The 12,878-nt window shown below is 46.1% G+C and carries 12 protein-coding genes; 7 read left to right on the top strand and 5 right to left on the bottom strand.

Features of this window, described 5'->3' with window-relative positions; translation table 11 throughout:
- Positions 1-751: 751 nt before the first annotated feature.
- The 4 genes from R8N28_RS19305 to hemC are packed head-to-tail and all read right to left on the bottom strand — an operon-like array spanning position 752 to position 4,831.
- Positions 752-1,933 (bottom strand): heme biosynthesis protein HemY, encoded by a 1,182-nt coding sequence (locus R8N28_RS19305; RefSeq protein ID WP_005378752.1) that lies wholly within the window; start codon positions 1,931-1,933, stop codon positions 752-754.
- Positions 1,933-3,144: a uroporphyrinogen-III C-methyltransferase gene (locus tag R8N28_RS19300; RefSeq protein WP_005378751.1), complete on the bottom strand. Its 1,212-nt coding sequence runs from the start codon at positions 3,142-3,144 to the stop codon at positions 1,933-1,935. The genes R8N28_RS19305 and R8N28_RS19300 overlap by 1 nt, the downstream gene beginning before the upstream one ends.
- A 17-nt stretch (positions 3,145-3,161) precedes the next feature.
- Entirely contained in the window at positions 3,162-3,890 is a 729-nt protein-coding gene (locus R8N28_RS19295) for a uroporphyrinogen-III synthase (RefSeq protein ID WP_053350816.1), read from the bottom strand.
- A gap of 2 nt (positions 3,891-3,892) precedes the next feature.
- Positions 3,893-4,831 (bottom strand): hydroxymethylbilane synthase, encoded by a 939-nt coding sequence (hemC, locus tag R8N28_RS19290; protein ID WP_065274953.1) that lies wholly within the window; start codon positions 4,829-4,831, stop codon positions 3,893-3,895.
- Positions 4,832-5,177: 346 nt separating this feature from the next.
- Here hemC and R8N28_RS19285 point away from each other — a divergent pair, with 346 nt between their 5' ends.
- Entirely contained in the window at positions 5,178-7,706 is a 2,529-nt protein-coding gene (locus tag R8N28_RS19285; RefSeq protein ID WP_053350817.1) for a class I adenylate cyclase, read from the top strand.
- A gap of 69 nt (positions 7,707-7,775) precedes the next feature.
- Here R8N28_RS19285 and cyaY read toward each other — a convergent pair whose 3' ends face one another.
- Entirely contained in the window at positions 7,776-8,090 is a 315-nt protein-coding gene (gene cyaY, locus R8N28_RS19280; RefSeq protein WP_017636091.1) for an iron donor protein CyaY, read from the bottom strand.
- 74 nt (positions 8,091-8,164) lie between these two features.
- Between cyaY and lptM the strand changes: the two genes are divergently transcribed.
- The 6 genes from lptM (at position 8,165) to yigB (ending at position 12,785) form a co-directional block, all read left to right on the top strand.
- Positions 8,165-8,281 carry an LPS translocon maturation chaperone LptM gene (gene lptM, locus R8N28_RS27475; RefSeq protein ID WP_005378746.1) on the top strand — a complete coding sequence of 39 codons (117 nt, stop codon included), beginning with the start codon at positions 8,165-8,167 and terminating at the stop codon, positions 8,279-8,281.
- Between the two features lie 61 nt (positions 8,282-8,342).
- Complete coding sequence (gene lysA, locus R8N28_RS19270; RefSeq protein WP_005378745.1) at positions 8,343-9,596, top strand: diaminopimelate decarboxylase; 1,254 nt, start codon at positions 8,343-8,345, stop codon at positions 9,594-9,596.
- Between the two features lie 10 nt (positions 9,597-9,606).
- The gene (dapF, locus tag R8N28_RS19265; protein ID WP_005378744.1) at positions 9,607-10,437 is read left to right on the top strand and encodes a diaminopimelate epimerase; all 831 of its coding nucleotides are present in this window, start codon (positions 9,607-9,609) and stop codon (positions 10,435-10,437) included.
- Positions 10,431-11,162 carry a DUF484 family protein gene (locus R8N28_RS19260; protein ID WP_005383398.1) on the top strand — a complete coding sequence of 244 codons (732 nt, stop codon included), beginning with the start codon at positions 10,431-10,433 and terminating at the stop codon, positions 11,160-11,162. Before dapF ends, R8N28_RS19260 begins: the two co-directional genes overlap by 7 nt.
- Positions 11,128-12,060 (top strand): tyrosine recombinase XerC, encoded by a 933-nt coding sequence (gene xerC / locus R8N28_RS19255; protein ID WP_005378742.1) that lies wholly within the window; start codon positions 11,128-11,130, stop codon positions 12,058-12,060. Before R8N28_RS19260 ends, xerC begins: the two co-directional genes overlap by 35 nt.
- Before the next feature lie 8 nt (positions 12,061-12,068).
- Positions 12,069-12,785: a 5-amino-6-(5-phospho-D-ribitylamino)uracil phosphatase YigB gene (yigB, locus tag R8N28_RS19250; RefSeq protein ID WP_065275092.1), complete on the top strand. Its 717-nt coding sequence runs from the start codon at positions 12,069-12,071 to the stop codon at positions 12,783-12,785.
- Positions 12,786-12,878 lie beyond the last annotated feature (93 nt).

The raw sequence follows: 12,878 nt of genomic DNA, 5'->3' as shown, positions 1-12,878 counted from the left end.
GGTTGAAAGCACCGGTCTTGAAAACCGGCATACGTTAATAGCGTATCTAGGGTTCAAATCCCTATCTCTCCGCCACTATTAAGAAGCCTTGCTAGAAATAGCGAGGCTTTTTTCATTTCCGTACATCTTTATTACTCTATCTGTGCTTGCCAAAAATCAATTCCATATGCGATCTACTTTTCGACAAAGTAATATTGGTATCGGTATTGGTTGTGACATTTTGATTTTTGCTAAGAAGTGCAGTTGCTTCTAAAGCTGTTCATCCTCATCACTGCATGCTGTCCCGATAAGGTTGTTGGAGATGCTTTGTTAAGGTGTTGAACCATCTATTGTCTTATCGTTCTCTTAAAGCACTACCATTGCTTCTCTAGCCCCTTTTACCGGATAGACCGAACAAATAAGCATACTCAAATAGCCACTGTTTCACTGATGTATCTTTTTGTTTTACTCAGTCTAGCGACGCGTGTGCTCTATTGCCTAAATCTAGCTACGTCTTAAAACCATACATCAACAGGCTAAAGTTACGTATTCCTGCATCTTTTAAAATTGTTTTGGATTCTGCTGGAATGACAGGATCAGAGTAGTCAAAAGAGAAGAGGAAAGTGAAACGATAGTGAGTTGCTAGGAAGTTGAGAACTACTTGGGAGCCAATGAATTGGATAAACATATTGATGACTAAGGACTGAAGGGTTAATAGCAGGCAATAAAAAAGCCGACAGGTAAGCTGTCGGCTTGGTTAGGTCATCTTAAGTTAGTCATTCTGTACGAGCGTGAGAGCTTTACGAGAGACTTCGTGAGCAGCTTTGGTTAGATTTTGCTTCTCTAGTGTGTCTGCTAGGAATGCATAGTCAGAGACGTCAGAGCGAAGCTTTAAGGCGATCTCAAAGTGATCCTGGGCTTCTTGCCACCTCTCTTGACGGAAATAGAAGTGCGCTAATGCGCTATGGGCAGCGGCGTTATCCGGTTCTTTCTTCACTACTCCCTCTAAGAAGACCACGACAGGGTGGGTATCTGGCAGGTTTAGATCTGGCAGAAGTTGATAAAGCTCTGGGGCAGGTTGTTTTTTTAATGCTTCTTTTAGCACGGTAAAGGCTTCTGCATCAGCTTTTCGTGTGATGAGTTCTCGAGCAAAACAGGCAACGAGGTTTGTGTCTTGTTTCACTTTACGTGAGAGACTATTCCAATGGGAGATTAGCCCTTCGCTACCTTGTTGTTGCGCTACTTCATGGAGTAAGCCGCACTGCGCCTTTTGAATCAGCTCTGCATGTTCTTCTTCCGTGATGAGTTTTGCTTTGGTTAGTTGTGGCAAGAGGTCAATAAGAGGTTGCCACAACTTTAGCTGCATGTACGTTGTTTTCAGCAAGTTCAATACAATAGAGTTACTCGCATACTGACTTTTTAACGATTGCAAGGTATCGAAAGCGGACTCGAACTCGTTGTCGCGGATAAATTGTTTCGCTCGAGTCAGTTCTACTGCGAGATGGGCGTTCTCTTGTTGGCTCGCTAGCTCTAGATAGTGATCTCGTTTTGCTTTATCACCTTGGCCTTGTGCGGCTTCAGACGCAACCAAGTAGCAAAGCAGCGGCATATCGTGATGATTTGCCCAGCGAGTTACTTTCTTCTCAGCACCTTTCCAGTCACCTTCTAGAAGTTTAATAATGCCTTCATTGGTGTATCGGCGGGAATGGCGCATTTTGCGAACACTGAAGTAGTTCCATGTTGTAGAACTAGCATAAACTAACTTCTTAATCAGGTACTCAAGCAGAAAAAGACCTGCGAGTGCAGCGATAACGAAAACCACTAATGTCGTTACGCTCATCTCGATCGTTTTCTCGGCAATGGAGATGAGTACATAGCCTTGCTGACCAGAAAACTGGGTGCCAACAAATAGTCCTGCGCCTAGTACAACAAATAGGAAAATAAGACGAAACATTACTTATCCTCCATGCCTGTCATCGTTGTGACTTCACGACGTAGGCGTTCACGGATGACATCTGATAGTTGAGACTGACTTTGCAGTTTTGTTGGGTATTCCACTTGAATATTTTGCTGACTTAGTAGGTTAACCGTTTTGTTGAACTCTTTAACAGAATTATCGTCTTGGTTGAAGAAAGCTAATGCCCATTTGTCGGCTGTTTTTAGAGATGTGGTGTAAATTTCACCTTGTTCTTGGTACACCGCTTTTATTGCCGTTTCCAATTTGGCTTTGATGTTTTCTTTCAGGTAAAAGTGTTGCTCAGGAGAAAGCAGTGGAATGACGTTACCATCGCGCGTGCGGAAGGTAATGAAGTTTTCTGAAAAGTCCTTCAAAGAGGTCATTAAGTTATCTTGCCAGTTTGCGATATCTTCAGACACTTCAGTGTTTTCTACGGCTTCAGCTTCAGGTAGCAGTGCATTGGCGAGAGGGAGCTTGTCTACTTGCTGTTGTAGGGCAGTTAAGCGTAGTACCAATCCATCACGGTCAATTAGCGGGATAGTGCGAAGTTTGGTGATATCGTTCGCCATTGCTTTACGTAGTTTGACGAGGCTAGGGTCATTCAGTGCTGCAATGCGTTGGTCTGCACTTTCCATCAGTTGAGTCGCGCTTTCTACATCGTGCTCTAAGAACAATTTACGACCAGCTAATTTGACAAGGTAATCGGCTTCCGCTAATAGCCAGTCGTTTGGTCGACGACCTTTCACATCGGCAACGGCGAGCTGTAAGCTTTCAATGCTCTTCTGTTGCTGTCCAAGTACCACTTCCGCTTTGTGTGTCACGGTTGTTGCTTTCTCGATGGTTTCTTCTTGTACCCGGCTGAGTTCTTGCTTCATGGAAGCTTGAGTGCTTTCTAGCTGACTTTTTAGTTGGGCGATCTGCGCTTGGTAATCGGCTTGCTGTTGATGCAGCTTGTACGCGAGGCCACCGCCAAAAATAATCGATAAGATGATAGCGACCGTGCCTAGTTTGACACCGCGTTTACCTTGTTTTTCTTCAAACTCGACTTTGGTTGGCTCTGCTGTTTTTGGGGGCTCGGCCGCTTGTGGTTGCTCTTTTTTAAGGTCCGCATCCTGCTGCGATGTGGTTTTTTCGACTAGCGGTGCCGATGAGGTTTCTTCGGAAAGGTTTTTATCGTTATTTTTTTGGTCGTTATTTTTACTTGTCATGCCTATATCCTGTGTAGCTAGGGCTGGAGAGCCGCCAGTAATTCTTGGTTGGATGCGCTTCCCGTGCATCTCACGCGAGTGAACCCCCTTTGAATTGCGATGTCAGCGATACGCTGACTGGGGATATACAACTCTTGTTGATTAAGCCAAGTCAATTGCTCCGACGTCAATTGGCTGCACAAATAATCCAGTTGTTCACCACTGGTGACAATAATCTGGTTAATTTGTAGGTTTTTCCATAGTGAGATACAGCTTACTGGATCGAATGGGATGAATTCTCTCTTGTAAGTCTCACTATAGTGAACTTTTGCGCCACGCCTCACCAATGCATCTTTGATCAGCTCTCTTCCGCCGTTACCACGAAGGATAAGAACTTGTTGTTGTGCCACATTGTTGAGCTCTGGCAGTCGCAATAAGTGTTCACTATCACTGACTTGGGGATAGTGTACTTTCTGTTGGGTACATTTGCTTAAATAGTGTGCTGTTTTTTGACCAACGGCAAGGTAAATAGCTTGTTTCGGCCATGACATCCCGTTGCTGGCTAAGATTTGCTGTGCACATTGCACTGCATGTCGACTAACAGCGATAACAATTTGAGCTTGATGTAGATGTTTAGAGAGGTGCGTGTCCGTGAGATCGGCGACAATGTCGATCAGAGGATGGTGATATGCGGAAATGCCGTGCCTTTCGAGCAGAGAGCAAAGCGCGCTGCCTTGCTCTCCCGGCCGAGTGACCAACACTGCCATGGTTATTCGTGATCTGCGTACAGCTTAGTTAGGATTTCACGAGCGCCGTTATCTAGCAGCTCATTGGCTAGCTGCACTCCTAATGCTTCGCCATCTTTACGATGGCCACGAATTTCACCACGAACAATTTCGCTGCCATCTGGTTCGCCAACTAATGCGCGTAGCCAAATGTTGTCGCCGTCTAGTAGGGCATAGCTGCCGATAGGTACCTGACAGCCGCCTTCTAGGGTCAGATTCATTGCGCGCTCACACAAAACGCGGTCTACGGTGTCTTGGTGGTTAAGTGGCTCAAGCAGCTTAAGCAGTCTTTCATCGTCAAGGCGGCACTCAATACCGACAGCACCTTGGCCTACCGCTGGTAGTGATTGCTCTGGTTCGATAAAGCTACGAATGCGCTCTTCAAACTTCAATCGTTTAAGGCCAGCCGCAGCAAGAATGATTGCATCATACTCACCCGCATCTAACTTACCAAGGCGAGTGCCCACATTACCGCGAAGCTCTTTGATGATGATGTCCGGACGATATTCTTTCAGTTGGCATTGACGGCGCAAACTGCAAGTACCAACCACGGCACCTTGAGGGAGCTCATCAATGTGGCTATAGGTATTAGAGACGAAGGCATCACGAGGATCTTCACGCTCACAAATGGTCACGAGGCCAAGGCCTTCTGGGAAATCGACGGGTACGTCTTTCATTGAGTGAACGGCGAGGTCTGCACGTCCTTCTAGCATCGCGATTTCAAGCTCTTTTACGAACAAGCCTTTGCCGCCAACTTTTGCTAGTGGTGTATCTAAAATCACGTCACCTTTGGTCACCATGGTTACTAACTCGACTTCCAAGCCTGGGTGAGCGGCTTGAAGGGCGTCTTTAACAAAGTAAGCTTGCCATAAAGCAAGAGGGCTTTTTCGAGTTGCAATGCGAATCGGTGTGGATTGTGTCATGATCTTCTCAATGCTGTTTGGATTTGGGTTTATCCTACCATTCTCATCAAGAAATGCTTACTGTTAGTTCGTTATCTCTGAAGGCTATGAATGGAATTACATGACGTTATGAAAATAGTGTGACTGGATTCTCAATTAGACTAAGGACTATTATTAGTAATAGGTAATAAGAGCGACACTACCGCGCGATTAATTTTGTGACTAAAGTATGGTTTTGTATCCGGAGTGATACACGGGCGTGAAGCTTTACCCGCACCAATAAAAGTGTTAAATTGATCACGTTTTTAAGCCGTTTTGGTTTAAAACGTCAGCAGATTTTCGTGATTGTTCAACCAAGGAATTCCCCTTGCAGGCTTACACCCAAAAAATCATCCAGCGACTAGATAATTTGAATCAGCAGCGAGTTGATCGCGCGTTGGCGCTTATGGATTCGCAAAGCCAGCAAGTCTTCCACTTGATTCCTGCCTTGTTGAACTACAACCATCCTGTAATTCCTGGCTATTATGATGCCGATGTCCCGTTTGGTGTGCATGGGCTTGAACTAAATAGCATTCAGCAACAATTCATAGATGATATTCAACTTGCCATTGGTCAGCCGCTCAAGACGGTAGAAAAGCCCGCTATATTGGGTTTGTACACCATGGGCAGTACCTCCTCGATTGGTCAAAGTACTTCCAGTGATTTGGATATTTGGGTGTGTATTTCACCAGAGATGGATTGTGACGAACGCGAGTTATTGACCAATAAATGCCTACTCATCACGGATTGGGCACAAAGCAAAGGCGTGGAAGCGAACTTTTTCTTAATGGATAAAGAGCGCTTTAGAAGCAATCATTCTGAGGAGATGACAGGTGATAACTGTGGTTCATCTCAGCACTTACTTTTGTTAGATGAATTCTATCGTAGTGCGGTGCGTATTGCCGGACAGCGTTTGTTATGGCAAATCGTGCCGCCAGAAATGGAAGAGTGTTACGACGAGTACGTTTCTCAATTGTGCAGTGATGGTTACATCGATTGTAGTGAATGGATCGACTTTGGTAAATTGAACTGCATTCCTGCTGAAGAATACTTCGGCTCGAACTTGTGGCAGTTATACAAAAGCATCGACTCTCCCTACAAATCGGTATTAAAAGCCATCTTGCTAGAAGCTTACTCGTGGGAATACCCGCATACTCAATTGTTAAGTATCGACACTAAGCGTCGCTTCTTTGCCCATGAGCCTGATCTCTATGGCATGGATGCGTACTACTTAATGTTGGAAAAAGTAACCCGTTACTTAGAGCGAATTCAAGACGATACACGTTTGGATTTGGTGCGTCGCTGTTTCTATCTCAAAACCCATGAAAAATTATCTCGTGAGCCGAATGTTGGCTCAGTAGCTTGGCGCCGTGAAGCGCTGAGCGATATGATTGCAAAATGGAATTGGGATGCAAGTGTCGTTGCAGAGCTCGATGACCGCCGTAATTGGAAGGTTGAACAAGTGAAGGTGGTACATCATGCATTACTGGATGCGTTGATGCAAAGCTACCGTAACTTGATTCAATTTGCGCGTCGTAACGACATCACTTCTGCTATCAGTCCGCAAGACATCAGTATTTTGGCCCGTAAACTCTACGCTGCTTTTGAAGTATTGCCGGGCAAAGTAACGTTACTAAACCCACAGATTTCACCTGATCTGCACGAGCCTGACTTGAGCTTTATCGAAGTGAAAAAAGGGGGAGTGAACAAGTCTGGTTGGTACCTCTATAAACAACCGCTTATTGCGCACCGCATTTTGGGGCAACCATATCTAGAGCATCATGAATACTTGAGTAAGTTGGTTGCTTGGGCATTCTTCAATGGCTTGATCACTGAATCGACTCGTTTACATGCCGTGGTACGTGAAGCGCAGCTAGATATTGATAAGTTTTACCAAATGGTGAGTGACTTACGAAATACTTTTGCGTTGCGTAAGCGTCGTCCATCTATGCAGGCGCTAGCGAGTCCTTGTGAAATAAGCCAGCTTGCGATGTTCATCAACTTCGAAAATGATCCGACGTCTGAACTTTCTGGTCGTTCGTTGAAAGTGGATGTTAAGAACACCGATATTTTTAGCTTTGGTCCAGAACATAAAAATTTAGTCGGCAGTGTTGACCTTGTTTACCGTAACTCTTGGCATGAAGTGCGTACGCTGCATTTCAAAGGGGAAACGGCTATGCTGGATGCACTGAAAACCATTTTGGGCAAAATGCACCAAGATGCGTTGCCACCAGAATCAGTGGATGTGTTCTGCTATGCGAAGAACATGCGTGGTGTGATGCGTAATATGGTTTACCAGCTTTTAGCTGAATGTATCGACTTACGCTTGAAACCAGTAGAGCAAGAGAAACGCCGCCGCTTTAAAGCGATGCGTCTTGGTAACCAGACTTATGGGTTGTTCTTTGAACGTCGTGGTGTGTCGGTGCAGAAGCTAGAAAATTCCATCGATTTCTACCGCAGCATTTCTACTAACAAACTCAAAGGCTCGCCGCTGTTAATGCTCGATCGTGAGCAAGAATATCAAATGCCGGAGGCGGTGGATGGGTTTGCCAGTGAAGGTCTGGTGCAGTTCTTCTTTGAAGATAACGAAGATGGCTTCAATATTTATGTGTTGGATGAGTCAAATCAAGTAGAAGTGTATCACCAATTTAGTGGCTCCAAAGATGAAATGATTTCGTCTGTAAACAGCTTCTACACGTCGGTAAAAGACGATAGTCGCGTCGCGTCGAAGTTTATTAATTTTAACCTGCCTCAGTACTATCAAATTATTCACCCTGAAGAGGGGAATGCGTATATCATTCCTTACCGTAATGACGGTTGTTCACCGAGTCGCCCGACCAAAACTGTGAACGCGTAATTAAACCCTTATCAATAAACAAAAAGAGCACTTCGGTGCTCTTTTTGTTTTGGTGACGATTGACCAGTATTATACCCAATCAATGGCTTCGCCCGCGTGCTTTTCACACTCTTGCTTCACCATTTCAAATAGCTCCATACCCGTTTTTGAGCAGGTCCATTTATCTTCAATAAGTTTGAAGTGGAAACCACCAGATTTGGACGCTAGCCAGATCTCATGCATCGGCTCTTGGCGATTAATGATGATTTGGCTGCGGTCTTCAAATTCCAATGTCATTACGTTGCCAGTGACTTCGTAATCAATGTCTGCGCCTGAATCATCGATGGATTCTTCGATGATTTGCATCTGCGCATCCACCAGTTGATGAAATTCAGTATCGTTCATCCGTCTATCCTATTGCTTTTCCTGAGTGTGGTGCGATTATAGGGGGCATTGATTCAATAATCACGATATGCGAAATGAAAAAATTAGTTACTGTGTTGTTTGTGATGGTTGCCGCGACCTTAGCGGGGTGTGGTCAGTCTGGCTCACTATACATTCCAGATGACACTCAACAGAATGAGCAATCACAATAAATAACCGCACCTTAGGGTGAAATTAGGGTTCAGCAGTCGAATAAAATAAGGGAAGCGAATTTTGGATTACTTCAACTATCAGGATGATGGCCAGCTTTGGGCCGAAGACGTCCCACTTCAAGCTCTTGCAGAGCAATATGGCACTCCTCTTTACGTATATTCTCGAGCCACGCTAGAGCGCCATTGGAAGGCGTTTGATAGTGCTGTGGGTCAGCATCCTCACCTGGTTTGCTACGCGGTGAAAGCCAACTCAAACTTAGGCGTATTGAACACGCTAGCGCGTTTGGGATCGGGTTTTGATATCGTGTCGGGTGGTGAACTTGAGCGTGTGATTGCCGCAGGCGGTGATCCGAAAAAAGTCGTTTTCTCTGGTGTTGGTAAAACACCGGCAGAGATGAAGCGCGCTCTTGAGCTAGGTATCAAATGTTTCAACGTTGAATCTGAGCCAGAGCTAGAACGTTTGAACAAGGTTGCGGGTGAGCTTGGTGTGATTGCGCCAATTTCTCTTCGTATCAATCCAGATGTCGACGCGAAAACACACCCTTACATTTCGACTGGTCTTCGCGACAATAAATTCGGCATTGCGTTTGATCGTGCGCCAGATGTTTATAAATTCGCGCAAAGCCTGCCGAACTTGAATGTGCAAGGCATCGACTGCCACATTGGTTCTCAGCTGACCAATATAGACCCATTTATCGACGCGACAGACCGTTTATTAGCCCTGATTGATGATTTAAAAGCGCAAGGCATTAACATTCGTCACCTTGATGTCGGCGGTGGTTTGGGTGTGGTCTATCGTGATGAATTACCACCTCAGCCTTCTGATTACGCCAAAGCGTTACTTGGTCGTCTTGAAAATCACCAAGACTTGGAGCTGATCTTTGAGCCAGGCCGTGCAATTGCTGCGAACGCAGGTATCTTGCTAACGCGTGTTGAGTTTTTAAAACATACTGAGCATAAAAACTTTGCGATTATCGACGCTGCAATGAACGACTTGATGCGTCCTGCGCTATACCAAGCATGGCAAGATATTGTGCCAGTTTCACCGCGAAAGGGTGAAGCTCAGACTTACGACTTGGTTGGTCCTATTTGTGAAACCGGCGACTTCTTGGGTAAAGATCGCGCACTCGTTTTGCAAGAAGGTGATCTACTCGCGGTTCGTTCAGCAGGTGCCTATGGTTTTGTGATGTCTTCGAACTACAATACTCGTACCCGAGCAGCAGAAGTGATGGTGGACGGTAAACAAAGCCACTTAGTTCGCCAGCGTGAGGAGCTGACCAGTTTGTGGCAGCTGGAACAGATTCTACCGGAGTAACACACAACAAATGCATTTCCACTTTTCCAAAATGCACGGTTTGGGCAACGACTTCATGGTCGTCGACTGTATCACCCAGAACGTGTTTTTCTCGCAAGACCTGATCCGCCGCTTGGCGGATCGTCATACTGGCGTTGGTTTTGACCAATTGCTTGTGGTAGAGGCCCCTTACGACCCTGAAACCGACTTCCATTATCGGATTTTTAATGCCGATGGTAGTGAAGTTGAACAGTGTGGTAACGGTGCACGCTGTTTTGCCCGCTTTGTTCGCTTGAAGGGGCTGACCAATAAATACAGCATCAGCGTGAGCACCAAGAAAGGAAAGATGATTCTCAACATCGAAGATGATGGGGAAGTGACGGTCAACATGGGCGTGCCAGAGTTTGAACCGAACAAAATTCCTTTCAAAGCGAAGCAAAAAGAGAAAACTTACATCATGCGAGCAGGCGACAATACCTTGTTTTGTGGTGCTGTGAGCATGGGTAACCCGCACGTAGTGACCGTGGTCGACGATGTGGATACGGCAGAAGTGGAAACTCTCGGTCCGCTGCTTGAGTCGCATGAGCGTTTCCCAGAGCGCGTCAACGCTGGCTTTATGCAGGTGATGAGTCGTGACCATATTCGTCTTCGAGTTTACGAGCGAGGCGCAGGAGAGACACAAGCTTGTGGTAGTGGTGCATGCGCGGCAGTCGCGGTTGGGATTCTGCAGGGCTTGTTGGATGAAAACGTTAAGGTTTCTCTACCTGGTGGTGAATTGCGAATTGCATGGCAAGGCCCTGGCAAGCCGTTGTTTATGACCGGACCTACAACGCATGTATTTGATGGTCAATTGTCTTGCTAGTTGAAGAAAAAGGAAACGGTTTGTCTCAAGTAGAAGCAGATGCCTTAACGGCTGAAGTAGTGGCCGAGTACCTCAAAGATCATCCAGACTTTTTTGTGCAACGTCCGGAGCTTGTGGATCGTTTATCTTTCCCACACTCAGACTTAGGCGCGGTATCTTTGGTACACATCCAAATGAATCGCCAACGTCAGCGCATTGAAGAGTTAGAGGAAGAGATCACTACACTAATGTCGCTTGCGGCGAACAATGATCGCACCTTTTACGAATTTATGGATTTGCAGGGGCAGATTCTAAAGTGTGGTGACTTTAAACAAGTCATTCATTCTATCGAAGAGAAAGCCAAAGCATTGGGCTTACGTGCGTTTGTTCGATTGTTTAGTCAATGCGACGCATCGATTCAATTGAGTAAGGAAAGTTATCAACGCTTTGCGACCACTCACTTAAATGGCAAAGATGCGTACTTAGGACGTCTTCGCAAAGTGGATCGTGAAGCTTTGTTTGGCAACATGGAAGTGCCGGAAATGGGGTCCTATGTGGTACTGCCGCTCGTGAAACAGCAAACTCTGGGCGTGCTTGCTTTTTCTAGTGAAGATGGCGGCCATTTTCAGCCAGATATGGATACCTTGTTTTTGCGTCACCTATCATTAGTAGTGGCACATCTCGCTCAAACACTGGTATGGCAAAGTTACGATGACGACAACTCCCAACACTCCTCTGCCAAATAGTCTGCAAAAGCCTCTTGAGCGCTTCTATGAATTCTTACGAAGCGAAAAGGGGCTTAGCCTACATACTCAGCGCAATTACAAACAGCAGCTAGAAACTATGGCGCAGCACTTAGCTGAAATGGGGCTCAAAGATTGGTCTCAAGTGGATGCTGGTTGGGTGCGCCAATTAGCAGGTAAGGGCATGCGAGAAGGCATGAAAGCCAGCAGTTTGGCAACGCGACTCTCATCGCTGCGTAGCTTTTTCGATTTCCTTATTCTGCGTGGCGAGATGTCGGCTAACCCAGCCAAAGGGGTTTCAGCACCTCGCAAAAAACGCCCGTTGCCCAAAAACCTCGATGTTGACGAAGTGAGCCAATTACTTGAAGTCAACGAGGACGACCCGTTGGCTGTGCGCGATCGCGCCATGATGGAGCTGATGTACGGCGCCGGTTTACGTTTGGCTGAGTTGGTGGGTGTGGATGTACGTGATGTACAACTGCGTAGTGGTGAGCTTCGTGTTATTGGTAAAGGCGATAAAGAACGTAAAGTACCGTTCTCTGGGATGGCAACCGAGTGGGTCGGGAAGTGGTTACGCGTTCGTGGTGATTTAGCCGCTCCAGGTGAGCCCGCCTTGTTTGTATCTAAGCTCGGAACGCGTATTTCGCATCGTAGCGTGCAAAAGCGCATGGCTGAATGGGGGCAGAAACAGTCTGTCGCAAGCCATATTAGTCCGCATAAATTGCGTCACTCATTTGCGACACATATGCTCGAATCAAGCAATAACTTACGTGCGGTGCAGGAGCTTTTAGGGCACGAGAACATTTCGACGACCCAAATCTACACGCACTTGGATTTCCAACATTTGGCGCAAGCCTACGACCAAGCCCACCCACGCGCACGCAAAAAGAACGGGGAGTGAGCCGAAGTATGAAATTTTATCGCCGTATCGAGCCTATTAAGGCAATGACCTTTGACCTAGATGATACCCTCTATGACAACTATCCTGTGATCGTTCGCATGGAGCGTGAGTTGCTATCTTGGCTCAAGCACCATCATCCAGCGGTTGCTCATATGAACAAAGCGGATTGGTTTGCTCTCAAACAGCGAGTTGTGCAGCAACAACCCGAGCTGAAGAGCGATGTCACTTTATGGCGTTTAGTGCAACTTCAGCAAGCTTTCTCCCAAGTAGGCTACGACGAAGACGCAGCACATGCCGCCGCGAAAGCCGCAGTAGACGTTGCGTTGGACTGGCGTAACCGTTTTGAAGTGCCGCAGCAAAGCCTCGATGTACTGGAGAAACTCGCGCAGCACATCCCGTTGGTGGCAATCACCAACGGTAATGTGGATTTAGACCGCATCGGTCTTACGCCTTATTTCCAACAGGTACTTAAAGCAGGACCAGATGGATTGGCGAAACCCGCAACCGATATGTTTACTAAAGCGAAGCGATTCTTGGATATCCCTGCGGAGAATATTCTGCATGTCGGTGATCACCTAACCACGGATGTGCATGGTGCAAAGTTGGCTGGTTTTGCAGCCTGTTGGTTTAATGATATGAATAAAAATGTCATTAACCATTCAAAAACACGTACTTTACCTGATATTGAAATCAATAGTTTGCAGCCGTTACTCACACTTTTTTAATTGCTTTCGCATTAATCCATTCTAATCTCATTTTGTGTCTAGAAAAGCAGCGCAAAGCCACGTAAATTATTCTCTATTAAATAAAAATAGTAA

The organism is Vibrio sp. Vb1554 (genome assembly GCF_033344235.1).
This window is presented reverse-complemented; position numbering and strand designations above follow the sequence as displayed.

Coding starts and splice junctions, on each gene's coding strand:
- R8N28_RS19305 (WP_005378752.1), bottom strand. CDS start 1,933: ATGTTTCGTCTTATTTTCCTATTTGTTGTACTAGGCGCAGGACTATTT.
- R8N28_RS19300 (WP_005378751.1), bottom strand. CDS start 3,144: ATGACAAGTAAAAATAACGACCAAAAAAATAACGATAAAAACCTTTCC.
- R8N28_RS19295 (WP_053350816.1), bottom strand. CDS start 3,890: ATGGCAGTGTTGGTCACTCGGCCGGGAGAGCAAGGCAGCGCGCTTTGC.
- hemC (WP_065274953.1), bottom strand. CDS start 4,831: ATGACACAATCCACACCGATTCGCATTGCAACTCGAAAAAGCCCTCTT.
- cyaY (WP_017636091.1), bottom strand. CDS start 8,090: ATGAACGATACTGAATTTCATCAACTGGTGGATGCGCAGATGCAAATC.
- lptM (WP_005378746.1), top strand. CDS start 8,165: ATGAAAAAATTAGTTACTGTGTTGTTTGTGATGGTTGCCGCGACCTTA.
- dapF (WP_005378744.1), top strand. CDS start 9,607: ATGCATTTCCACTTTTCCAAAATGCACGGTTTGGGCAACGACTTCATG.
- xerC (WP_005378742.1), top strand. CDS start 11,128: ATGACGACAACTCCCAACACTCCTCTGCCAAATAGTCTGCAAAAGCCT.
- yigB (WP_065275092.1), top strand. CDS start 12,069: ATGAAATTTTATCGCCGTATCGAGCCTATTAAGGCAATGACCTTTGAC.